Genomic DNA, 22,977 nt, shown 5'->3' with positions numbered 1-22,977 from the left:
CCGAGGGGCTGGCCCCTCGGTCCCGCCCCAACCACAAAGAACCGAACCCATGACAGACACGATTCTCGACAAGATCAAAGCCTACAAGCTCGAAGAGGTCGCCGCCGACAAGGAGGCCAAACCGCTTGAAGCGGTCGAGGCCGAAGCGCGCGATGCCGGGCCGGTGCGTCCGTTCACGGACGCGCTGCAACGCGCCAACCGCGAAGGCTACGGCCTGATTGCCGAGATCAAGAAAGCCAGCCCCTCCAAGGGCCTGATCCGGGCCGATTTCGACCCGGCCGCACTGGCCCAGGCTTATGAGGAAGGTGGGGCGACCTGCCTGTCGGTGCTGACGGACACCCCCAGCTTTCAAGGTGCCAAGGACTTCCTGACACAGGCCCGCGCGGCCTGCGAACTGCCTGCCTTGCGCAAGGACTTCATGTACGACACCTATCAGGTCGCCGAGGCGCGCGCGCTGGGGGCAGACTGCATCCTGATCATCATGGCCTCGGTCAGCGACGCGCAGGCGCTGGAACTGGAACATGCCGCACAGGACTGGGGCATGGACGTTCTGATCGAAGTGCATGATGCCGAAGAACTGGACCGCGCAACCGCGCTCAAAAGCCCGCTGATGGGGATCAACAACCGCAATCTCAAAACCTTCGAGACAACGCTCGACACCACGCGGCAGCTGTCCAAACGGGTGCCAGCGGATCGTACCATCGTAGCCGAAAGCGGGTTGAACACGCCCGAAGACCTCGCCGATCTGGCGATGTACGGCGCGCGCACCTTCCTGATCGGGGAAAGCCTGATGCGCCAGGACGATGTATCGGCCGCCACCCGCGCGCTGCTCGCAAATCCGCTTGTCTCCGGCGGGGGTATGTAGATGGCCCTGACGCATTTTGACCGAGACGGGGCCGCGCATATGGTCGACGTGTCCGACAAGGACATCACGGATCGCATCGCCGTGGCCAAGGGGCACATTAAGATGCTGCCGGAAACCCTTGATATCATTACGCAAGGCCGCGCCAAGAAGGGCGACGTCATGGGCGTGGCCCGACTGGCCGGGATCATGGCCGCCAAACGTACTGCCGACCTCATCCCACTCTGTCACCCGCTGCCCATCACCAAAGTGTCCGTCGATCTGGAACCCGACACCGACCTGCCCGGCCTGCGCATCACCGCAACGGTCAAGACAACGGGCCAGACAGGGGTCGAGATGGAAGCGCTCACTGCTGCCTCCACCTGTGCGCTGACAGTCTATGACATGACCAAGGCCGTGGACAAGGGCATGGAGATTGGCGGCATCCGCGTCGTCTTGAAAGATGGTGGAAAATCAGGGCGGTACACGGCGACATGATCACCGTTGCGCAGGCTCTGGATCATCTCTTTGCGCTTGCTGATCCGGTTGCAGTCGAAACCGTGCCCCTGCGCGCTGCGGGCGGCCGTATCCTCGCCGAACCGGTCACAGCCCGCCGCACCCAGCCGCCCTTTGCCGCCTCTTCCATGGACGGCTATGCGATCAAGGGGGTCGAGGCCGACCTGCACGCTCAGTTCAAGGTCGTAGGCGAGGCGGCAGCGGGCCATCGGTGGCAAGGTACACTCGGCGCCGGTCAGGCGGTGCGCATCTTTACCGGCGCGCCAGTGCCCGAGGGCGCAGACAAGATCGTGATCCAGGAAGATGTCACGCGCAGTGGTGATTTGATCACCATCACCGACGATCCCGGCCCCAAGGACAACATCCGCCCCGCTGGCGTCGATTTCGCCGAAGGGATGGAACTGGAGGCGCCGCGCCGCCTCAGCCCCGGCGATGTCGCGCTGTTGGCTGCGATGAACATTGCCGAAGTACCGGTGCGGCGCAAACCCGTGGTCGCGCTTATCTCGACCGGCGATGAACTGGTTGTGCCGGGCGAAACACCCGGCCCGGATCAGATCATCGCGTCGAACACCTTCGGCCTGTCGGCAATGCTGGAACAGCTTGGTGCCGTACCCCGCATCCTGCCCATCGCACGCGACACCGAAGCGTCTCTGCGCACGGTCCTTGGCCTGACTGAGGGGGCCGATCTGATTGTCACAATCGGCGGGGCATCTGTGGGCGATCACGATCTGGTGGCCGGTGTTGCAGCCGGTCTGGGGATGGAGCAGGCGTTTTACAAAGTCGCCATGCGGCCCGGGAAACCACTGATGGCCGGGCGGCTGAACGGTGTGCCCATGGTCGGCCTGCCCGGCAATCCGGTGTCTGCCATGGTGTGCGGCACCGTTTTCCTGACCCCGATGCTGAACGCGATGCTGGGTCTGGGGCAAAGGACGGCACCGCGCGTGTCCCTGCCCCTGTCGGCCCCGCTGGACGCGAACGGACCGCGCGAACACTATATGCGGGCCATCGTCGAAGCGGGGAACGTGCGCGATGCAGGGCTTCAGGACAGCTCGCTCTTGTCCGTGCTGGCGCGCGCGAATGCACTGATCGTACGCCCCCCGAATGACCCGCCCCGCCCGGTTGGCGCGCCGGTGGATACCATCCTTCTTGGCTAAGTGTTGACACAAAACAGGAACGTCCGTAGAACAAACGGAAACCAACGCGGTTTGGTGATCCCAACTCGGAGGACGGGGCATGTTGACGAAAAAGCAGCTTGATCTGCTGGAATTCATCCACAAACGGGTGCAACGCGACGGCGTACCGCCCAGCTTTGACGAAATGAAAGAGGCGCTGGATTTGCGCTCGAAATCCGGCATCCACCGGCTGATCACGGCGCTAGAAGAACGCGGATTCATCCGCCGTCTTGCCCACCGTGCCCGCGCAATCGAAGTGGTGAAACTGCCCGAGAGCCTGGGGGTGCGCCCACCGGCTTTACCCCCAAGGTGATCGACGGCGACAAACCCGACGTGCCCCCGCCTGCATCCTCGCTGCCCGTCAGCGCCATGCATGCGGTCGAACTGCCCGTCATGGGCCGGATCGCGGCGGGTGTTCCGATTTCCGCAATCTCCGAAGTGTCCCATTCGGTCGCTGTGCCGGGGCAGATGCTGTCGGGTCAGGGCGATCACTATGCGCTTGAAGTCAAAGGCGATTCGATGATCGAGGCCGGGATCAACGATGGCGATGTCGTGGTGATCCGCGAAACGGCAGCGGCTGACAATGGCGACATCGTTGTGGCCCTGGTCGAGGATCACGAGGCGACGCTGAAACGCTATATGCGGCGCGGTGACACCATCGCGCTTGAGGCGGCCAACCCAGCTTACGAAACGCGTGTCTTTCCGGTGGGCCATGTGAAGGTACAGGGCAAGCTGGTGGGATTGATCCGCACATATTGACCGATAGCGCACCACAGGTGCGCCTTACGGGTGGTGACGAGACCGCGCGCTGAGCGGCTATGAAAGGCGGACTGGAAAGTCCGCCTTACTCCGTTTTGCTGACAATGCGTTCCAGCCCCGAGGGCAATGCTATGTCCGGAACCGCGTATTTTGCCCAGCCAGACCACATTCTATCGCCCGTCCAATCCCGCGCTGTGACAAGGCGCGCCTTGTTCCCCTGCCCCAGCACGGCAACAGCGCCCGTCCGGCGCAGCAATTTCGGTGCGAGGATCAGGCAGGCCTGCGCCCCGTTCCCATCCACTTCGGCATTCGCGACCACAATCTGCCCCGGCGCGCATCCGGCAAAACTGCCGATGGCGCGCTTGCCGCTGAGGTGCACAATACCGGGCGCCCCCGCGTCCCACCGCGCCGCCGCGCGGTCCTGATCCACCCCGTCGCCATCGTTCTCAAGCCAGTTGCGCGCAACAAACCCGGCCCCTTTGGGACGGCTGAGGGCACGGCCCTCGGGTGTCATCACCCCGACAAGGCCCCCGGTGTCGGCGATCAGGATGGACGGGCGTTCGCCCACCTGCCACAGCGCAAGCGCCCCGATCACAGCCGCGATCCCGGCAAAGCGGCTGCGCCCCTGCCACAAGATAACGAACAAGGCCCCAAGCGCCATCATCGGCAGAACCCAAGGCCCCGGCCCCGCCACGAACCCGCGCGCGCCATCCAGGTTGGCCACCCAATCGGCCACCCAGAGAATCCACTGCAAGCCGAGGCCCATCAGCCACAGGCCAATCGCCTCACCCCCGACCGGGGCCAGCGCAAGCGCCAGAACCGCTGCCGGGATCACCAGCGCGCCCATCAACGGCACGCTGGCTAGGTTCGCGATCAGCCCATAATGCGACACTGCGTTGAAATGCGCCGCCCCAATCGGTGCGGTGGCCAGCCCCGCGACGGCCGAGGAAATGACAACGGCCACGGCGGGTTGTATCCATTTCGGCCCGATAGACCACTGCGCATCGCGCATCCAGCCAAAAACGGCCACAAGCGCCGTGGTTGCAGCAAAGGACATCTGGAACCCCGGCCCCATCAACGCTTCTGGCCGCAGGGTCAGCACGATCAGCGCCGCCATGGCCACAGCGCGCAGGCTCAGCGCGCGGCGGTTCACCATCACGGCGCACAAGGCCACCGCGACCATGACAAAAGCACGTTCGGTCGCGACATTGCCCCCCGACAGCGCAAGGTAGACCGACGCCGCGATCAGCGCCCCGCCCGCAGCCAGTTTGCGCGCAGGCCAGTGAAGGGCCACGAAAGGGATCAGCGCAAAGATCAAACGTAGCAATCCGAACACAAAGCCGCTGAGCAGGCCCATATGCAGCCCCGAAATGGCCAGCAGATGCGCCGTATTCGAGGCCCGCAGATCCAGCAATGCATCCTGACTGATGCCGCTGCGATCCCCCGTTGTGACGGCGGCGGCAAACCCACCAACGTCTCCCGGCAGCACCTCCCGCACGCGGGCAGAGGCGGTCATGCGGATGCGAAAAATCGTCTGGCGCAAATCGAACTCCGCCTCGGATATGGCGACCAAAGGCACGCGGGCATAGCCCACAGCGCCCAATTCGGCGAACCAGGCATGGCGCTGAAAATCGAACCCACCCGGTTCGACAGGCCCTCCGGGTGGGCTAAGATGTGCGGTGGTCATCACCCGCAGGCCCGGTTGGGGTGTCACACCAAGGCCCGCATCGCCGTGCAGCGAAATCCGCACGCGCGTCGGTGTGTCAGCGGGCGAGACGCGGTCCAGCTTGACGTGATCGAGGGTCAGGCGCACCGCATCTGTCCCGCTGCGGTCCATGCCCACGATGCGCCCCTCGACAGGTCCATAATAGCGCCAGTCAAGCACCGGGCCCGCAACCGAATGCGCCCGCCACGCGGCGAGCACAAAGCCAAGCGCGATCATGGCGATGAAAACGGGGATCGGCGACAGGCTTTCATGCGTCGAGCGGGCCAAGGCCACCAGCGCCAAACCTGCGACGGCGACACCGGCAATCAGCGCAATCGACGGCTCGAACCGCAGCCCAAAGAACACCGCAATCCCCACAGCCATGCCGACGGGCAACCAGCCAAACAGACTGCCCCGCTGATGCAACATCGCATCCGAGAAATACCACCATAGGCCCATGCTTGCCCCTGTCGCTCATGGTGAGTATCAGGAGGCCAAACCGTAGAACCTCCTTGGTTAAGCAAAGGTAAACACACCCCCATGGCCCAAGACCTCGTCACCCGCTTTGCCCCTTCGCCCACGGGCTTTCTGCACATCGGCGGCGCGCGTACGGCGCTGTTCAACTGGCTCTATGCCCGGGGGCGCGGCGGCAAGTTCCTGCTGCGGATCGAAGACACGGACCGCGCCCGATCGACCCCCGAGGCGACGCAGGCCATTCTGGACGGTTTGGCCTGGCTGGGCCTGGACCATGACGGCGAGCCGATCAGCCAGTTCGCGCGCGCAGACCGCCATGCCGAGGTCGCCAACCAGTTGCTGGCCGAGGGCAAGGCGTACAAGTGTTTCTCGACCCAGGACGAAATCGCCGCCTTCCGGGATGCGGCGCGGGCCGAGGGGCGGTCGACCCTGTTCCACTCGCCCTGGCGCGATGCCGATCCGGTGACATTCCCCGATCTGCCCTATGTCGTGCGCATCAAGGCACCGCAGGACGGCGAAACCGTGATCCGCGATCAGGTGCAGGGCGACGTGACCATACGCAACGACCAGTTGGACGATATGGTCATGCTGCGCGCCGACGGCACGCCCGTCTACATGCTGGCCGTGGTGGTGGACGATCACGACATGGGCGTGACCCACGTGATCCGGGGGGATGATCACCTTAACAACGCGGCGCGCCAGATGATGATCTATGACGCGATGGGATGGGACGTGCCGACCTGGGCGCACATCCCGCTGATCCACGGGGCGGATGGCAAGAAACTGTCCAAACGCCACGGCGCGCTGGGGGCGCAGGAATACCAGGCGATGGGCTATCCGGCCGCCGGCATGCGCAACTATCTGGCCCGTCTGGGGTGGAGCCACGGGGACGACGAATTTTTCACGGACGCGCAGGCGAAAGAGTGGTTCGATCTGGGCGGAATTGGCAAAAGTCCGGCGCGGTTTGATGTCAAGAAACTCGAAAATCTGTGTGGTCAGCACATGGCGCAGGCGGATGACGCTGCGTTGCAGCATGAAATTATCGCTTTTTTGGCGGCTGCCGGGCTGCCAGCGATCACAATTTCCCGGCAAGACGGTTTGCGCGCCGCGCTGCCCTATGTCAAAGAGCGGTCCAAGACATTCCCAGAACTCCTTGATAAAGCGCATTTTATCCTGACAGAACGCCCGATAGCACCCGATGACAAGGCCGCGAAAGCGCTTGATCCGGTATCCCGTGGTATACTGAGCCAATTGACGCCGCACCTGCGAACCGTTAGGTGGGAGCGTGACGCTTTGGAGGCGGTCCTGAACGATTTTGCTGCGGCACAGGACACCAAATTCGGCAAGCTTGCAGGGCCTCTTCGAGCCGCCTTGGCAGGACGGGCCGTAACGCCTTCAGTCTTTGACATGATGCTGGTTCTGGGTCGCGAAGAAACCCTTGCCAGGCTCGAGGAAGCTGCCGCCTGACGGGGTTCATAATTCGTTCAAGGTGCGCAGTCTAACGATGGGGCCACGATCTGTGGCCCAAGGCGGGGCTCACTCGCCCTGCGACGAAAGGAACGACCCTGATGGCTGACGCACCCAAATCCGCAAAACTTTCAATTGGTGACGATACATACGACCTGCCCATGCACTCGCCCACTGCGGGGCCAGATGTGCTTGATATCCGCAAGCTCTATGGCCAGGCGGGCGTGTTCACCTACGATCCCGGATACACCTCGACGGCGAGCTGCGACAGCACGATCACGTTCATCGACGGGGACAAGGGCGTGCTGCTGCACCGTGGCTACCCCATCGACCAGCTGGCCGAGAAATCCCACTATCTCGAGGTCTGTTACCTGCTGCTTTACGGTGATCTGCCTTCGGCCAAACAGTTGGAAGAGTTCGAAAACCTGGTGACCAACCACACCATGCTGCACGAACAGATGGTCTATTTCTATCGCGGGTTCCGCCGCGACGCGCACCCGATGGCGATCATGACCGGTGTGGTTGGGGCGATGTCGGCCTTCTACCACGATTCCACCGACATCCATGATGCGCACCAGCGCGAGGTCGCCTCGATCCGCCTGATCGCCAAGATGCCGACGATTGCGGCCTGGGCCTACAAGTTCTCGATCGGCCAGCCCTTCATCTATCCGCGCAACGATCTGGACTATGCCTCGAACTTCCTGCGCATGTGCTTTGCCGTGCCTGCGGAAGATTACGAAGTGAACCCGATCCTGTCCCGCGCGATGGACCGTATCTTTACGCTGCACGCCGATCACGAACAGAACGCCTCGACCTCGACCGTGCGTCTGGCCTCGTCCTCGGGGGCGAACCCGTTTGCCTGTATCGCGGCCGGTATCGCCTGCCTCTGGGGGCCTGCGCATGGGGGCGCAAACCAGGCCTGCCTCGAGATGCTCAAGGAAATCGGCAGCGTCGAGCGCATCCCCGAATTCATCGCCCGCGCCAAGGACAAGAACGATCCGTTCCGCCTGATGGGCTTTGGCCACCGCGTCTACAAGAACTTCGATCCCCGCGCGACGGTGATGAAGCAGTCGGCGGACGAGGTGCTGGAACTGCTCGGTGTGGAAAACAATCCGGTGCTGGCTGTTGCCAAGGAACTGGAACAGGCCGCCCTTGCCGATCCCTATTTCGCCGAAAAGAAACTGTTCCCGAACGTGGATTTCTATTCCGGCGTCATCCTCGAGGCGATGGGTTTCCCGACCTCGATGTTCACCCCCATCTTTGCGCTCAGCCGTACGGTCGGCTGGATCAGCCAGTGGAAAGAAATGATTGCCGATCCACAAAACAAGATTGGCCGCCCGCGTCAGTTGTATTTGGGCGAAACGCAACGCGATTACGTGGACATCGAACGCCGTTAACCGATTCCCAGTGCAATTCGTTGCACGGAATTGACCTGGGAATAACAACCCAGAATAGTATACAAACAAAAAGGCCCGCACGCCTCGCGCTGCGGGCCTTTTCAACGTTAAAACAATGAATTAGCGAAAAACTTGATTGTTTCCAATCTGGAACAATGCCCGCAATTTCCAAAGATTGGTGACAAGTTAACCTTCATGGCCCTGAATTCTTGACAGACCGGCACCGTACGCTCACAAAATTATGGGTCAATTAATCATCCGTTAACCAGCTCGCCGAGGTGTCTAAAATGCTATTCTTGTTGTCATTATTTCCTGCATTGCTCGCAGGCTCACTTTCTACTGAATCCGATTCCGACGCTGATGATGTTGCACTGACGGGAACAGACGGTGCCGACTCCCTTGTTGGTGGCGATGGCGACGATGACCTTCTGGGCGGTCTGGGGGCCGACACTATCGAAGGCGGCGCAGGCAATGACCTGATCCAGGGCCAGGGCGGCGAAGACGTCCTGATCGGCAACGAAGGCAACGATGCCATGCAGGGCCGCGGACAGGACGACACCGTACAGGGCTTCTCGGGCAATGACTGGGTTGACGGCAATGACGGCGACGACTTTGTACGCGGCGGTGCGGGCAATGACGTGGTGATTGGCGGCGACGGTGCGGACGCGATCTTTGGACGGGCGGATGACGACCTGATCATCGCGGGCGAAGTTCCCGGCACCCCCCTCTCGAACGCACAACTGGACCAGCTGCGCGACGGCGTGTCCCTCGAAGACGTGCTGAGCGGCGATCTGATCTCCAGCTTTGATCTGGAGGACGACGGCGACGCGGACACGGTCGTTGGCGGTGGCGGCGACGACCTGATGATCTTTGGTGAAGGCGACACGGCACGGGGCGGCAACGGCGAGGATGGCTTTGCCATTTTGGCAGAGTCCGCTGGCGGAGAGTCCGGCCCTGCCGTGATCCAGGACTACACAGCCGAAGACGACACGATCTTTGTCTACTTCCAGTCCGATGACGTGCCAGCCGATTCCGAAATCACCGTGGCCGACGATGGCGACGACGCCGTGATCAGCCTCGATGGCGAGGAACTGGGCCGCGTGACAGGGGCCGCTGGCCAACTGACCGCCGACCAGATTGAAGTCGTCCAGCCCATCGAGACACCGGATGTCACCGAAATCAACGGTACTGACGACGCAGACACCCTGACCGGTGGCGGCGAAGACGAACAGATCAACGGTGCCGGCGGTGACGACGATCTCCTGGGCGGCAACGGTGCCGACACGATCACAGGCGGCGCGGGTGCCGACGTGATCCAGGGTCAGGGCGGGTTTGACCGCATCACCGGCAACGCCGACGACGACCTGATCCAGGGCCGTGGCGGCGATGACACCCTGTCGGGCAACGCTGGCGCGGACTGGGTCGATGGCAATGACGGCGACGACAGCGTCAATGGCGGCACGCAGAACGATACGGTTGTCGGCGGCCTGGGCTCTGACGTGCTCAGCGGTGGCGAGGCGCAGGACGTGCTGGTCAGCGGCGAGTTGCTGGCTGATCCGCTCACCACGGGCGAGCTGGACAACATCCGTGACGGCGAAACACTGGCCGAGGCCACTGGCATCGCGCTGGGGGACACGGTGTTCCTTGACGATGACGGCGCAGCCGACACGCTGGATGGCGGCAACGCCTCTGACGTGCTGTTCTTTGGCGCCGGTGACACGGCAACCGGTGGCAACGGACCAGATGACTTCGGCATCATTGCAGACAGCGCGGGCAACGGCCTGGGCGAGGCGCTGATCACCGACTATACCGCTGGCGAAGATGAGCTTTTCATCGTCCTTGATGATCTCGGCGCAGCCGCAGCGCCTGTCGTGACAGTTGTCGACGATGGTGCGGACGCGGTGATCTCGCTTGGTGGTGAGGTTCTGGCCCGCGTGACAGGCGGGGCCGGTGTGGTCACTGCGGCCCAGATCGCTCTGACAACAGGTGTGTCCACCTCGGTCTTTGATCCGAACGCCTGATCCGGATCAACCTATCTGCAAAACAAGACGCAAGCGCCCGCACAGGCGCTTGCGTTTTTTTAACGTTCAGCGCCCTTCGAAATCCGGTTTGCGCTTTTCGACAAAGGCCAGAACACCCTCCCGGAAATCCCGGCTTTGGCCACAGGCCCCCTGCTCGGACGCCTCGGTTTCCAACTGTTTCTCAAGGTCGTTGGCCCAGCTCGCACGGATCACGCGCTTGGCAGCGGCAAAGGCCTGTGTCGGCCCATGGGCCAGATGCGCGGCGCGCGCGCGCCACTGGGTGTCGAAATCGTCATCTGCCACCGCTTCCCAGATCAACCCCCAGGCGTCTGCCTGTCTCGCGCTGATCTTGTCCGCAAACAGGGCCGCGCCCATCGCCTTGGCCATGCCCATGGTGCGCGGCATCACATAGGTGCCCCCCGCATCCGGGATCAAACCGATCCGGGTAAAGGCCTGCAGGAAATAGGCGCTTTCGGATGCGATCACCACATCGCAGGCCAGCGCCAGGTTGGCCCCTGCCCCGGCAGCCGCGCCGTTGACGGCGGCAATCGTAGGCACCGGGCAGTCGATGATCGCGGTCAGCATGGGCGTGTATTCGTCCCGCAACGTACGTTCCAGATCAAGGTTCGCGGCATTGGCCCGATCGCCCAGATCCTGCCCCGAGCAGAAGGCACGGCCAGCCCCGGTCAGCACCACGACACGCGCCTGTTTGCCCGCATGGGTCACCGCCACGTCGATCTCGGCCCGCATCTGCGTGGTTAGCGCGTTCATCTTGTCCGGCCGGTTCAGCGTGATCAGTGCGACGCCGTCATCCAGCGCATAAGTCAGGGTCTCGTATTTCATGCCCGTCTCTCCCTTGGAGGTTCCGGACCTGCATATCAAACCGATCAGTTTAGAAAAGCCCCGACGCGCCGTTACTCGTCCAAAATCTCGCGCAGGCGCTTGGCCTCATCCGAGCTGAGCCCGGCATCCGGGGCGGCCGGGGTCGCACTGCGCCCCCGCAAATAGCCATAGCCGATGCCCGCAGCCAAGAGGAACATCAACGGCCCTGCAGCCCAAAGCAGCCAGTTCGATCCAGATGCGCGCGGGTTCATCAACACGAACTCGCCATAGCGCTCGACAAAGAAGTCGACGATCTGCGCATCCGTCTGCCCCGAGGCCACCTGCTCGCGGATCACCCGGCGTGTATCCACCGCCCATTGCGCATTGGATGATGCGACGGATTCCGACTGGCACACGACACAGCGCAAGGCGTGATCAAGGCCCCGCGCCCGCGCCTCGAGTGCCGGGTCTTCCAACATTTCGGACGGATCAAGCGCCATCAGGGCCGTGGCCCATACCAGCCAGAACAAGGCGGCCAGCCGTATCATTCTGCTGCCACCGCTTGCGCCTTTTGCGACTTGCGCGCACCCACGGCCACACGGAACCGCCGGTCGCTCAAGGAGAGGAACCCGCCCAAGGACATCAGCGCACAGCCGATCCAGATCCAGTTGGTCAGCGGCTTGATATAGGTCCGCACTGCCCAGCCTCCGTTGGCTTGCGGATCCCCGATCACCACATAGACGTCGCGCGCCAGGTTATAGTCGATGCCCGCCTCTGTGGTGGGCATCTGCGCCACCGGGTAAATCCGCTTTTCCGGGCGCAGCTGCGAAATTTCCTTGCCGTCGCGCGACAGGGTCAGGAACCCCATCGTGGACAGGTAATTCGGCCCCTCCACATCCTCGACCTTATCGAGGGTGAGTGTATACCCCCCCACTTCAAAGGATTCACCGATCTGCGCGACGCGAATGTCTTCCGACTGCCAAGAGGTCAGGCCCGCGACCCCAAGCATCGTGATGCCAAGACCCGCATGGGCCACCGCCTTGCCCCAATCGGCACGGGGCAACCGCCACAAGCGGCCCGCGTTGAACTTTTGGCCCGTCCGGCTTGCCAGATCGACAGCCGCGCCCATCACCAACCACGCGCCCAGAAACGCACCCATCGGCCCGATCAGGCTGCGCCCGGTCTGCAAGGCCCAGGCCAGCCCGCCAAAGGCAATGGCCAGCACAAGGACATAGCGCAGCGGCCACGCGGCCTTGGCCAGACTACCGCGTTTCCACGGCATCATCGCACCCACAGGCAAGATGAGGCCCAGGATCACCATGAAGGGCGTGAAGGCCATGTTGAAGAATGGCGGCCCCACGCTCAGCTTGCGGTCAAAGAACATCTCGGCCACCAGCGGCCACATCGTCCCCACGAACACCACGAAACAACTCACCGCCAGCAGCACATTGTTGGCCACCAGCGCACTTTCGCGGCTGACCATGCCGAACACACCGCGCGCCTCCATCGCACCCGCGCGCAGGGCAAACAGGATCAGCGCACCGCCCATGAAAAAGCCCATGATCATCAGGATGAACACACCGCGTTCGGGGTCGTTGGCAAAGGCATGCACCGATGTCAGCAGGCCAGAGCGCACGATGAACGTCCCGATCAGCGAAAAGCCAAAGGCAAGGATGGCCAGCAGGATCGTCCAGGCCTTCAGGCTCTCGCGCTTTTCCACAACGATGGCGGAATGCACCAGCGCTGCGGCCAGCAGCCACGGCATGAAGGATGCGTTTTCAACCGGGTCCCAGAACCAGAAACCGCCCCAACCCAACTCGTAATAGGCCCACCAGGACCCAAGCGCGATGCCGATGGTCAGAAACACCCAGGCCGCCAGCGTCCAGGGCCGCACCCAGCGTCCCCAGGCGGCATCGACGCGCCCTTCGATCAGGGCCGCCACGGCAAAGGAAAACGCCATGCTCAGACCCACATAGCCGAGATAGAGAAACGGCGGATGGAAGGCCAAGCCGGGGTCCTGCAACAGCGGGTTCAGGTCCTGCCCGTCAAAGGGCGGCACGGCAAGGCGCAGGAATGGATTCGATGTGAACAGGATAAAGGCAAGGAATGCGACGCCAATCGCCCCCTGCACGGCCAGAACACGGGCGCGCAAAGAGGGCGGCAAATTCCCCCGAACCATGCCGCCATCGCACCAAACAGCGCCACGATCAGCACCCACAACAGCATGGACCCCTCGTGGTTCCCCCATGTGCCGGAAATCTTGTAGAGCATCGGCTTGGCCGAATGGCTGTTCAGCACGACAAGGCGCAGGGAAAAGTCCGAAACGATAAAGGCATACATCAGCGCCGCAAAGGAAAAGGCGATCAAAAGGCACTGGGCTGAGGCCGCAGGTTCGGCAACCGCCATCCAGCGCGGGTTGCGCCGCCACGCCCCGATCAAGGGCACAGTGGCCTGCACGATTGCCACCAGGAATGCGAGAATAAGGGCGAAGTGACCAAGCTCTGTAATCATGACGTCACTATACGTGACGAGGTCAACGCCGCCAATGCGACAAAGGCGGGCGATAGATCACGACATCGCCAGCCCACCCTTCTTCTCTGTTCAAAAAAACCCGGGGGTCTGGGGGCAGAGCCCCCATGAAAAACACCGCCCACTTTCTGGCGACCGCTCAGGCCTCATGCCACCCGGCGCCACTCCTCCAGCGCCGGATTCGCATCCGGCAAGAGCGACGCAGCCGTCAGGCGCGCATCATCCCCGGTGGCAGCCACGCCAACACTGTCGGCCCGCAACGCGCGCAAGGCGGCCACGTTTTCGATCACCTGCGGCACGCGGTGCATCGTCTCCACGATCTCACGCTGGAACTGCTGGGCCTTCACCTGATGGCGCGCCCCGAAATAGAAGGATACGATCACACCCAGCAGCCACCACAGCGGCTCGGGCACCAGCGCAATGCCCTGCATCCGCTCGGCAAACCACAACGGTTCCACCATCGCCGACACGAACAGCCCCAGCGTGCCCAAGGCAAGCATAGGGCGCGGCAGCCGGTTCACCCCATCCATGATGCGGTCAAATACCCCCTGGCGCGGCACCATGAATTCCTGGCCAAACTCCTTCATCGCCTGCACCTGCACCGCATGGGCACGTGCCGACCCGGCTTCGGCGTTTTCGCGGAACACTTCAACGGTGTCCTTCACGACATTGGCTCCCCCACCAAACAGCAGGCCAAACATCCGTTCCATCAACCCCATGTCGCCACCCTCTGTTGAAATTGTGCATTGCTCAGATGAAAGCGGGGCGCAATGAACTCTTCGGCCCGCTTGATCCAGCCGCCTTTGCCCCCCGCCCGTGTGCGCGCATATTTGCGGCTGGCCGGGCGGCGGTCTGCGATGCGGAAGTAATAGTTGCGCCGGGCGATCCCGTAGGCATCAACCATATGATCCGGTGCTTGCGCATAGGCGGCGCGCGCGGCCCCAATGGACTGCGGCCCCAGGGCACCGTCTATCACACAAGGATGTCCCATCTCGGTCAACAGACGCTGGAGGATCTTGATCGCATTGCCGCCCGCGTTGACATACATGTCAAACACCGTCGCATGCAGCGGCGCGGGCAATTCCGCGATCAGCGGCCCCTCGAAGTAGTGTTTGATAAAGATGTCCGTCGCGTGTTTGCGCGTCAGTTGTTTGACGTCTGCAACATCCACATCACCATCGCGGTCCAAATCGATGCCAAGGCGCTGCATGGTGTGGATCGTCACACCGTATTTCGTTGCCCCACCCGGATCGTCCGGATCATTCACATAGCCACCCTCGCGGGCAACGATCTCTTTGGCAATCTCACGTACAGTCTGCATATCTGACCCCGTCGGCTCATGTCCGTTCCGTGGGGCAAGACTGCTGTAATGTTGGTTAACGGCCCTTAACCAGACCGTGCGCTACCCGTTGGGATCCTGATAAACGCCTTGTTCTTTCAGGGCGTCCACGACTTCGGCAGGCATATAAGTCTCGTCGTGTTTGGCAAGGATTTCAGAGGCTTCGAAGACACCGTTGATGTAACGCCCGGTGCCGACCATGCCCTGGTTTTCCTCAAACAGATCCGGCAACACCCCTGTAAAGACCACCGGAACAGCCGCACCGCCATCCGTCACCTCAAAGCGGATCGATTCGCCCTGTCCCCGGATCAACGAACCCTCGGCCACCAGCCCGCCGATGCGAAACACCTCCGTCGGGCCCGGCGGTTCGGCCATGATCTGGCTGGGCGCACGGAAGAAATTGATCCCGTCCCGCATCGCATAGCCGATCAGCGCCGTGGACACCGTCAGGGCGACGGCGGCCAAGGCGATGATCTGAATACGGCGCTGTTTCTTGAGGCTCTTCATGTGCTCACGGGAATAGCGGGGCCATCATCAGCCCCTCGGTCTCTTCAATATCTAACATCAGGTTGGCGTTTTGCAACGCCTGCCCCGATGACCCTTTCGTCAGATTGTCGAGGGCGGCAACCACCACCGTCCGGCCCGGCAACCGATCCGCCGCCACGCCGATGTGACAAAAGTTCGATCCACGCACATGCCGGGTGCTCGGCACCTCGCCCAGCGGCAGCACCTCGATAAAGGACTCGTCCGCGTAAGCCGCACCAAGCGCGTCATAAATCGCCTGCGCTTCGCCCTTCACATAGGCCGTGCCGAGGATACCCCGGTTCGCAGGGATCAGATGCGGCTGGAACTGGATATGCACGTCCCGGCCCGCCACTTTGCTGAATTCCTGATCGAACTCCCCAAGATGCCGGTGCGCGCCGCCCGTCGCATAGGCGTGATAGCCCTCGGACAGTTCCGCATGCAGCAGGTTTTCCTTCAATGCCCGGCCCGCGCCCGACACGGCGGCTTTCAGATCCAGAATGATCTCATCCAGATCAATCACACCCGCCGCGATCAGCGGGCGCAACGCAAACTGCCCCGTCGCCGCATTGCACCCGGTGCCCGCCACCAGACGCGCGCCCGCAATCTCGTCCCGGTAAAATTCGGTCAGCCCGTAAACCGCCTCACCCTGCATCTCGACCGCCGAATGCGGGTTGCCATACCACTTGGCATAGGCTTCGGGATCGCGCAGCCGGAAATCAGCCGACAAATCCACGATCCGCAAATCGCGCGGCAGGCCCGAAATCACCTCCTGGCTGGTCTTGTGCGGCAGCGCGCAGAAACACAGATCAATGCCGCTCCAGTTAATCTGGTCAAAGGCCACCATAGGCGGCAAATCCAGATGGCGCAGATGCGGATAGACTTGCGCAACGGTCTGGCCCGCCTTGGAAAAGGCGCCCAAGGCCTTGATATTGATAGAGGAATGCCCGGCAATCAGCCGGATCAGTTCAGCGCCCGTATAGCCGGAAGCGCCCAGAATAGCGATGTTGTAGGTCATGTTTTCACGTCCATGCAAAGTTTCAGATCAAGCGGAATCAAACGTGATCTGTCGTCGCAAAAACTGCGTGGCACGGGTGCTGACCGTCTTGGGATCGCCCGTGGTGATGTAGGCGCTGGTGCCCGTGCCCATCTTGTCCGGGTGCCGGTCAAGGTAGTCGGCAAGGCTCTCCCCGACGAGGCTTGCTTGCGAATAGACGGCAACGCCCTCGCCCAGCGCCTCCTGAAACTCGTCCTGCATCAGCGGATAGTGTGTACAGCCCAAAATGGCCGCCTGCGGGTCCGGCATCTTGCGCTTCAGCGCGTCGACGTGAGAACGCACCAGCGCATCCGCCAGGATCATGTCTCCGTCCTCGATCGCATCAACCACGCCACCGCAGGCCTGCGCCTCCACATCCACACCGATGGCGCGGAAGGCCAGCTCGCGCTGAAACGCGCGGGACGCCACAGTCGCAGGCGTCGCAAACAGGGCCACATGCTGCACGGCCACTTCACGCGGGGGCGAATTGTCGCCCCATTGCCGCTCGGTCAGCGCCTCGATCATGGGCACAAACACACCCAGCACCCGCTTATCTTCGGGCACCCAGGACTCCTGCATCCGCCGCAGCGCAGCGGCAGAGGCCGTGTTGCACGCCAGGATCACCAGATCGCAGCCCGCATCAAACAGGCGCTGCACTGCCGCACAGGTCAGGTTGAAAATATCATCCGCCGTACGCACGCCATAAGGCGCGTTGGCACTGTCGGCGAGGTATACGAACTCCACATCCGGCAGCCGCTTTTGCGCGGCGTCTAGCACGGTCAGCCCGCCCAGACCGGAATCGAAAATACCAACTGCCATCACATGCCCTGCTGCGGCTCAGGTGCGGTGCCGCTCTTCAAACTCATAGCCCAGATCAAACATCTTGACCGGGTTCGGATTCAGCTCATACGTGGCTTTTCGAAGGAATTCCATCATCTGTTTGGAGTCGCGCGCCATGGGATCCAGAACCTGCCGATCAATCGGATCCCCGACAACGACCTGCACAGGCGTATCGACACGTTTCTTGAACTCCTTGATCAGCAGCCCAAGGCGCAGCGTGTTGTGCATGTGGCTGGCAATCTGGAACAGGCGGCTGGTGTGCCCGTCAAAATACAGCGGCACGACAGTCGCATCCGATTTAGCCACCATACGGGCGGTAAAGCTGCGCCAGCCCGGATCCATCGGCTTGGAAAACGGCTTGGCCGCCGTGCTGACCGTGCCACCGGGAAAGACGCCGATGGCCCCGCCCGCGCCGAGGTAGCGCAGCGCCTCCTTGCGGGTCTCGATGTTCAACGCCATCGCTTCGCGCGTCTCATCGAAACTGATGGGCAGCAGCACGCGGTTCAGCTCTTCGGCCTTCTTGAACACCGAATTTGCCATGATACGGAAATCGCCCCGCACCATCGACAGGATGTGCCCCATCATCAGACCATCGAGGATACCGTAAGGGTGATTGGCGATCAGGATCAGCGGCTTGTCGGTCGGAATGTTGTCCAGCGATCCGCCCACAACGTCCAGCGTCAGGCCATAGCGTTCGACCATAACGGCCCAGAAATCGCGGCCCGCCGCCACTTCGTGCTCATAGCCTTGGGCCCGCTTGATCAGCCGCAACCGTCCGGTCGTATTTTCGAGGATACGGATCAGCGCCCGCCCACCCTTGGTCTCTGCCGAATGGGCATAGGAAATCTCGCGGGTGATCTGGCGGTCCGGCTTGGGCATAAACGACTCGAATGCTCTTTCTAGGCGTCAATCCGCTTCTATTTAGTGGTGAGAGCCTATTCTGGCTAGCCTCTATGACAGAGGCGTGACGCCATCACTCCGCCGCCTGCGCCTGTTCGGGCCCGCCCGTCCGGATCACCGCCAGCAATTCCTCGCGCCGTTTGGCCGCCTTGGCCTCGTTGCCCTGTTTGACCGGGCCAAAGCCGCGGATATCCAGCGGCAGCGCGGCCAATGCAATGATGGCATCACGGGTGCGGTTGATCAGTTGGGGCAGCACATCCTTCATATCTGCCTCATATTGCTTGATCAGCGCCCGCTCCATACGGCGTTCCTCGGTGCGGCCGAACACGTCCAGCGGCGTGCCCCGCAGGCGCTTCAGTTTCGCGAGCAGACGGAAATTGCGCATCATGCCGGGGCCATACTCCTTTTTCACCGGTCGCCCGTCCGGTCCCTCCTTGGACAGCAGTGGCGGGGCAAGGTGGAATTTCATGGTGAAATCGCCATCGAACTGTTCGCGCGCCTTGGCTTCGGTCTCGAGATGCAGGCGGGCCACCTCATATTCGTCCTTGTAGGCCAGCAGCTTGTGATAGCCCTTGGCCACCGCTTCCTTCACGTCCTGGTCCGCGATCCCGTCCACCAGCTTGCGATAGCGCTTGGCCAGCCGCTTGCCCTGATACTTCACCAGATGATCCGCGCGAAATGCGATCTTTTCGTCCAGCGATTTCGGCAGTTGGATCACCTTCGGCTCTGCAATCCGCGCGGCCTCCTCCGCGTGCAGCACCGCCCAGCGCCCGATGTCAAAGGCGCGGCAGTTCTTGTCCACCGCCGCCCCGTTCAGATCGATGGCCTGCATGATCGCGTCATAGCTCAGAGGCACCAGCCCGCGCTGCCAGGCCCCGCCAAAGATCATCATGTTGGAAAAGATGCTGTCGCCCATCGTGGCCTTGGCGAGGTCCGAGGCATCGAACATATCCACGCGGTCCCGCAGCCGCGCCTCAAGCGCGAGGGACAAGCGATCCGTCGGCAGTGCAAATTCAGTATCGCGGGTGAAATCGCCGGTGATGATCTCGTGGCTGTTCACAACCGCGCCGGTGCGCCCCGCGCTCATCAGCCCCAGCGTCTTGGCCCCCGCACTCACCACCAGATCGCCGCCGATCAGTGCATCCGCTTCGCCCGTGGCCACGCGAATGGCGCTGATGTCATGCGGGTCATTGGCCAGACGGCAGTGGATATGCACCGCGCCGCCCTTCTGGGCGAGGCCCGCCATCTCCATCATGCCCGCGCCTTTGCCGTCGATATGGGCGGCTTGGGCCATGACCGCGCCGATGGTGACAACGCCCGTGCCGCCCACCCCGGTGATGACCACGTTCCACGTGCCCTTGATCGTCGGCAATTCAGGCTGCGGCAGGTCGGGCAAGTGCAACTCGGTTGTCGCCGCCTTCTTCACCTGCGCGCCTTCCAGCGTCACGAATGACGGGCAGAACCCTTTGACGCAGGAAAAATCCTTGTTGCAGCTCGACTGATCAATCGCCCGCTTGCGCCCCAGCTCGGTCTCCGCCGGTACGATGGACACACAGTTGGACTGCACCCCACAATCGCCGCACCCTTCGCAGACATCCGTATTGATGAACACGCGCTTGTCGATGTCGGGGAAGGTCCCGCGCTTGCGCCGCCGCCGCTTTTCCGCCGCACAGGTCTGCACATAGACAATGACGCTGACCCCTTCGACCTTGGCGAGCCGTTCCTGCACCGTCTGCAACTCTGCCCGCTCGTGCACATCGACACCGGCGGGAAAGCGGCCCACATCCACGTCTTCCTTGTCATCAAAGACCACAGCCACATGGGTACAGCCCATCGCGCGCACCTCATCCACGATGCGGTAGGGGTCCAGCCCCCCTCATTGCTCTGCCCACCAGTCATGGCAACGGCATCATTGTAGAGGATCTTGTAAGTGATGTTCGTCCCCGCAGCCAAAGCCGCGCGAACGGCCTGCACGCCCGAGTGGTTATAGGTCCCGTCCCCAAGGTTCTGAAACACATGTTCGCGCGTCGAAAACGGCGCCTCACCGATCCAGTTCGCCCCTTCGGCCCCCATATGGGTATAGCCCAGCGTCTCGCGGTCCATCCACTGCGCCATGAAGTGACAGCCGATCCCGGCATAGGCGCGCGACCCGTCAGGCACCTTGGTCGATGAATTGTGCGGACAGCCCGAGCAGAAATAAGGAAGGCGCGCCGCGATCTCCTCGGCATTGTCGGACCGGCGCGCCTCGTCCAGCGTCAGCATACCCGCCTGGATGCCATCCGTGTTGCGCCCCTCGTCGATCAGCACCTGGCCCAGCTTCATGGCAATCTCGACCGGGTCCAGCGCCCACTTGGCACTGAAAAACACCTCGCCATCCTTCATGCCTCCGTACACACGGCGACCCTGACGGTTGTCGAAAATGGCTTCCTTGATCTGTACCTCAAGCAGTTTGCGCTTTTCCTCGACCACGACGATCAGGTCGAGGCCCTCGGCCCACTCGTTAAAGCCCTTCATGTCCAGCGGCCATGTCTGCCCCACCTTGTAGGTGGTCAGGCCAAGACGCTCCGCCTCCTCTGCATCGATGTTCAGCAGCGACAGCGCATGCACCAAGTCCAGCCAGTTCTTGCCAGCCGCGACAAAACCGATCTTGGCGCCCGGCTTACCCCAGACCCGCTTGTCCATCTTGTTGGCATAGGAGAACGCCTCGGCCGCATAGCGTTTGTGATCGATCAGGCGGGCCTCCTGCTCGATCCGGTCATCGACCAGACGGATGTTCAACCCACCCTCGGGCATCTCGTAATCCGGCGTGACAAAGGACAAGCGGTAGGGATCGCCGTCCACCACCGATGTCGCCTCCACCGTATCCTTCATGGTCTTGAGGCCGACCCAAACGCCCGCAAACCGGCTCAGCGCAATGCCATAAAGGCCGTAATCCATGATCTCCTGCACACCGGCAGGCGACACCACGGGCATATAGGCATCGACCATCGCGAATTCGGACTGGTGCAGCACGGTCGAGGATTCGCCCGTGTGGTCATCCCCCATCGCCATCAGCACACCACCGTGGCGCGACGACCCTGCCATGTTGGCATGGCGCATCACGTCGCCCGACCGGTCGACGCCCGGCCCCTTGCCGTACCACAGGCCAAACACACCGTCGTATTTGCCCTCGCCCCGCACCTCGGCCTGCTGCGCGCCCCACAGGGCAGTTGCGGCCAGATCCTCGTTCAACCCCGCCTGAAAGGTCACATCGGCCGCGGCCAACTGCTTTAATGCCCGGGTCATCTGCATATCGACCGCCCCCAGCGGCGATCCGCGATAGCCCGTCACCAAACCGGCGGTGTTCAACCCTGCGGCAACATCGCGCGCCTTCTGCATCAGCATCAACCGCACCAGCGCCTGCGTGCCGTTCAAAAGCACCGGGCTCTTTTCCAGATCATATCGGTCGTTTAGCGAAATCTTCTGCGTGCTCATCAGCGGCCTCCCTGCCCCGATTGGCTCAACTCAGTGTTGCATAGCTTTCGCTTAATATTAGGTCACAAATGCTGACCCGCCTACAAATATTTTTGTAATCTTCATGTTCCAGCCGTCCCGCTGCTGTGAAATATGATCATTTCGGATAGGGTCAGGCAAACGTTACGGATGTGATGCAAATGGACTGGGACAAGTTACGTATCTTTCACGCGGTTGCCGACGCGGGCAGCCTCACGCATGCGGGGGACAAGCTGAATCTCAGCCAATCCGCCGTGTCCCGCCAGATTCGCGGCTTAGAAGAATCGCTGAACGCCACCCTGTTTCACCGCCATGCGCGCGGCCTGATCCTGACCGAACAGGGCGAATTGCTGTTTGACGCCACCAGCGCAATGAACAAGCGTCTCGACACCGCCAGCGCCCGCATCCGCGACAGCGAAGAGGAAGTGTTCGGCGACCTGCGCGTGACCACCACCATCGGGTTCGGCACGCTCTGGCTCGCCCCGCGCCTGTCCAAGCTCTATGAACAGTATCCCGACCTGCGCGTGGACCTGATGCTCGAGGAACGCGTGCTCGATCTGCCCATGCGAGAGGCCGATGTCGCCATCCGCATGAAAGAACCCAGCCAGGCCGATCTGATCCGCAAGCGGCTGATGACGGTCAAGATGCAGGTCTTTGCCACGCAGGCCTATCTCGACGCCAACGGGGTGCCCGAGGATCTCGACGACCTCGTTGATCACCGCCTGATCTGCCAAAGCGTGAATGCCGCCCAGGTCGGGGCGGGGTCCAGCCTTGTGCAGCACCTTTTAACTTATGACGTGCGCTCACTGCTGACGGTCAACAATTACTTCGGGGTGCTGCAGGGCGTGTTGCAAGACCTCGGGCTTGGCATCCTGCCCGACTATGTCGCGCTGGATGATCCACGACTCATCCGGGTCCTGCCCGAAATTGAATCTGCCGATGTGCCCGTTTTTTTGGCATATCCAGAAGAATTGCGGCAGTCCAAGCGGATCGCCGCCTTCCGCGATTTCGTGCAGGAAGAGATCATCGCATACCGCAAGATGTTGAGACAAAAAGAAAACCTGTAAGCCATGCAGTAATTGCATAGCCGCCATGCCAATCAAAGTTTAAAAAGTGCCTTGATCGGGTGCAATCGCGCGCCTACC

The 22,977-nt window shown here is 62.2% G+C and carries 16 protein-coding genes and 3 pseudogenes; 8 read left to right on the top strand and 11 right to left on the bottom strand.

Annotation, left to right across the window (positions count from 1 at the left end; translation table 11 throughout):
* The first annotated feature begins 49 nt into the window (after window positions 1-49).
* From trpC to lexA, 4 genes and pseudogenes are all read left to right on the top strand, one after another.
* On the top strand, window positions 50-865 hold the full coding sequence (trpC, locus tag ACMHLQ_RS21235) for an indole-3-glycerol phosphate synthase TrpC (protein WP_415402661.1): 816 nt from the start codon (window positions 50-52) through the stop codon (window positions 863-865).
* Window positions 866-1,339 carry a cyclic pyranopterin monophosphate synthase MoaC gene (moaC, locus tag ACMHLQ_RS21230; RefSeq protein ID WP_415402660.1) on the top strand — a complete coding sequence of 158 codons (474 nt, stop codon included), beginning with the start codon at window positions 866-868 and terminating at the stop codon, window positions 1,337-1,339.
* Complete coding sequence (gene glp, locus ACMHLQ_RS21225) at window positions 1,336-2,511, top strand: gephyrin-like molybdotransferase Glp (protein ID WP_415402659.1); 1,176 nt, start codon at window positions 1,336-1,338, stop codon at window positions 2,509-2,511. The genes moaC and glp overlap by 4 nt, the downstream gene beginning before the upstream one ends.
* 79 nt (window positions 2,512-2,590) lie before the next feature.
* Window positions 2,591-3,288 (top strand): annotated as a pseudogene (lexA, locus tag ACMHLQ_RS21220) (transcriptional repressor LexA).
* A gap of 85 nt (window positions 3,289-3,373) precedes the next feature.
* On the opposite strand, the gene ACMHLQ_RS21215 reads toward lexA, so the two are convergent.
* Complete coding sequence (locus ACMHLQ_RS21215; protein WP_415402658.1) at window positions 3,374-5,452, bottom strand: ComEC/Rec2 family competence protein; 2,079 nt, start codon at window positions 5,450-5,452, stop codon at window positions 3,374-3,376.
* 81 nt (window positions 5,453-5,533) lie between these two features.
* Here ACMHLQ_RS21215 and gltX point away from each other — a divergent pair, with 81 nt between their 5' ends.
* The 3 genes from gltX (at window position 5,534) to ACMHLQ_RS21200 (ending at window position 10,352) form a co-directional block, all read left to right on the top strand.
* Window positions 5,534-6,934, top strand: a complete 1,401-nt coding sequence (gltX, locus tag ACMHLQ_RS21210) for a glutamate--tRNA ligase (RefSeq protein WP_415402657.1) — start codon at window positions 5,534-5,536, stop codon at window positions 6,932-6,934.
* A gap of 101 nt (window positions 6,935-7,035) precedes the next feature.
* Window positions 7,036-8,331: a citrate synthase gene (gltA, locus tag ACMHLQ_RS21205; protein WP_415402656.1), complete on the top strand. Its 1,296-nt coding sequence runs from the start codon at window positions 7,036-7,038 to the stop codon at window positions 8,329-8,331.
* A gap of 287 nt (window positions 8,332-8,618) precedes the next feature.
* Window positions 8,619-10,352, top strand: coding sequence for a calcium-binding protein (locus ACMHLQ_RS21200; RefSeq protein WP_415402655.1), 1,734 nt, complete (start codon window positions 8,619-8,621; stop codon window positions 10,350-10,352).
* 66 nt (window positions 10,353-10,418) lie between these two features.
* Here the strand turns inward: ACMHLQ_RS21200 and ACMHLQ_RS21195 are convergent, their stop codons facing one another.
* From ACMHLQ_RS21195 to ACMHLQ_RS21150, 10 genes and pseudogenes are all read right to left on the bottom strand, one after another.
* A complete protein-coding gene (locus ACMHLQ_RS21195) occupies window positions 10,419-11,195 on the bottom strand; it encodes an enoyl-CoA hydratase-related protein (RefSeq protein WP_415402654.1) in 777 nt (258 codons plus the stop codon).
* A gap of 71 nt (window positions 11,196-11,266) precedes the next feature.
* Window positions 11,267-11,722, bottom strand: coding sequence for a cytochrome c-type biogenesis protein CcmH (locus tag ACMHLQ_RS21190; protein WP_415402653.1), 456 nt, complete (start codon window positions 11,720-11,722; stop codon window positions 11,267-11,269).
* Window positions 11,719-13,685, bottom strand: a pseudogene (locus ACMHLQ_RS21185) (heme lyase CcmF/NrfE family subunit). Before ACMHLQ_RS21185 ends, ACMHLQ_RS21190 begins: the two are co-directional and overlap by 4 nt.
* A gap of 164 nt (window positions 13,686-13,849) precedes the next feature.
* Window positions 13,850-14,422, bottom strand: a complete 573-nt coding sequence (locus ACMHLQ_RS21180) for a holin family protein (protein WP_415402652.1) — start codon at window positions 14,420-14,422, stop codon at window positions 13,850-13,852.
* A complete protein-coding gene (locus ACMHLQ_RS21175) occupies window positions 14,413-15,024 on the bottom strand; it encodes a holin-associated N-acetylmuramidase (RefSeq protein ID WP_415402651.1) in 612 nt (203 codons plus the stop codon). Before ACMHLQ_RS21175 ends, ACMHLQ_RS21180 begins: the two co-directional genes overlap by 10 nt.
* A gap of 81 nt (window positions 15,025-15,105) precedes the next feature.
* Entirely contained in the window at window positions 15,106-15,549 is a 444-nt protein-coding gene (gene ccmE / locus ACMHLQ_RS21170; protein ID WP_415402650.1) for a cytochrome c maturation protein CcmE, read from the bottom strand.
* Between the two features lie 4 nt (window positions 15,550-15,553).
* Window positions 15,554-16,582 (bottom strand): N-acetyl-gamma-glutamyl-phosphate reductase, encoded by a 1,029-nt coding sequence (argC, locus tag ACMHLQ_RS21165; protein ID WP_415402649.1) that lies wholly within the window; start codon window positions 16,580-16,582, stop codon window positions 15,554-15,556.
* A gap of 27 nt (window positions 16,583-16,609) precedes the next feature.
* The gene (locus ACMHLQ_RS21160; protein WP_415402648.1) at window positions 16,610-17,419 is read right to left on the bottom strand and encodes a glutamate racemase; all 810 of its coding nucleotides are present in this window, start codon (window positions 17,417-17,419) and stop codon (window positions 16,610-16,612) included.
* An 18-nt stretch (window positions 17,420-17,437) separates the two neighbouring features.
* Complete coding sequence (locus ACMHLQ_RS21155) at window positions 17,438-18,319, bottom strand: lysophospholipid acyltransferase family protein (protein ID WP_415402647.1); 882 nt, start codon at window positions 18,317-18,319, stop codon at window positions 17,438-17,440.
* 94 nt (window positions 18,320-18,413) lie between these two features.
* Window positions 18,414-21,814, bottom strand: a pseudogene (locus ACMHLQ_RS21150) (indolepyruvate ferredoxin oxidoreductase family protein).
* 179 nt (window positions 21,815-21,993) lie between these two features.
* Between ACMHLQ_RS21150 and ACMHLQ_RS21145 the strand changes: the two are divergent.
* A complete protein-coding gene (locus ACMHLQ_RS21145; RefSeq protein WP_415402646.1) occupies window positions 21,994-22,899 on the top strand; it encodes a LysR family transcriptional regulator in 906 nt (301 codons plus the stop codon).
* Window positions 22,900-22,977: the final 78 nt, after the last annotated feature.

Source organism: Tateyamaria algicola (assembly GCF_047715485.1).
Classification (GTDB): domain Bacteria; phylum Pseudomonadota; class Alphaproteobacteria; order Rhodobacterales; family Rhodobacteraceae; genus Tateyamaria.
Note: the sequence above shows the minus strand (reverse complement) of the source record. Positions and strands in the feature narration are given on the sequence as shown.

Bases quoted from the DNA above. Each gene is read 5' to 3' on its own strand.
- trpC (WP_415402661.1), top strand. From the start codon at position 50: ATGACAGACACGATTCTCGACAAGATCAAAGCCTACAAGCTCGAAGAG.
- moaC (WP_415402660.1), top strand. From the start codon at position 866: ATGGCCCTGACGCATTTTGACCGAGACGGGGCCGCGCATATGGTCGAC.
- glp (WP_415402659.1), top strand. From the start codon at position 1,336: ATGATCACCGTTGCGCAGGCTCTGGATCATCTCTTTGCGCTTGCTGAT.
- ACMHLQ_RS21215 (WP_415402658.1), bottom strand. From the start codon at position 5,452: ATGGGCCTATGGTGGTATTTCTCGGATGCGATGTTGCATCAGCGGGGC.
- gltX (WP_415402657.1), top strand. From the start codon at position 5,534: ATGGCCCAAGACCTCGTCACCCGCTTTGCCCCTTCGCCCACGGGCTTT.
- gltA (WP_415402656.1), top strand. From the start codon at position 7,036: ATGGCTGACGCACCCAAATCCGCAAAACTTTCAATTGGTGACGATACA.
- ACMHLQ_RS21200 (WP_415402655.1), top strand. From the start codon at position 8,619: ATGCTATTCTTGTTGTCATTATTTCCTGCATTGCTCGCAGGCTCACTT.
- ACMHLQ_RS21195 (WP_415402654.1), bottom strand. From the start codon at position 11,195: ATGAAATACGAGACCCTGACTTATGCGCTGGATGACGGCGTCGCACTG.
- ACMHLQ_RS21190 (WP_415402653.1), bottom strand. From the start codon at position 11,722: ATGATACGGCTGGCCGCCTTGTTCTGGCTGGTATGGGCCACGGCCCTG.
- ACMHLQ_RS21180 (WP_415402652.1), bottom strand. From the start codon at position 14,422: ATGGGGTTGATGGAACGGATGTTTGGCCTGCTGTTTGGTGGGGGAGCC.
- ACMHLQ_RS21175 (WP_415402651.1), bottom strand. From the start codon at position 15,024: ATGCAGACTGTACGTGAGATTGCCAAAGAGATCGTTGCCCGCGAGGGT.
- ccmE (WP_415402650.1), bottom strand. From the start codon at position 15,549: ATGAAGAGCCTCAAGAAACAGCGCCGTATTCAGATCATCGCCTTGGCC.
- argC (WP_415402649.1), bottom strand. From the start codon at position 16,582: ATGACCTACAACATCGCTATTCTGGGCGCTTCCGGCTATACGGGCGCT.
- ACMHLQ_RS21160 (WP_415402648.1), bottom strand. From the start codon at position 17,419: ATGGCAGTTGGTATTTTCGATTCCGGTCTGGGCGGGCTGACCGTGCTA.
- ACMHLQ_RS21155 (WP_415402647.1), bottom strand. From the start codon at position 18,319: ATGCCCAAGCCGGACCGCCAGATCACCCGCGAGATTTCCTATGCCCAT.
- ACMHLQ_RS21145 (WP_415402646.1), top strand. From the start codon at position 21,994: ATGGACTGGGACAAGTTACGTATCTTTCACGCGGTTGCCGACGCGGGC.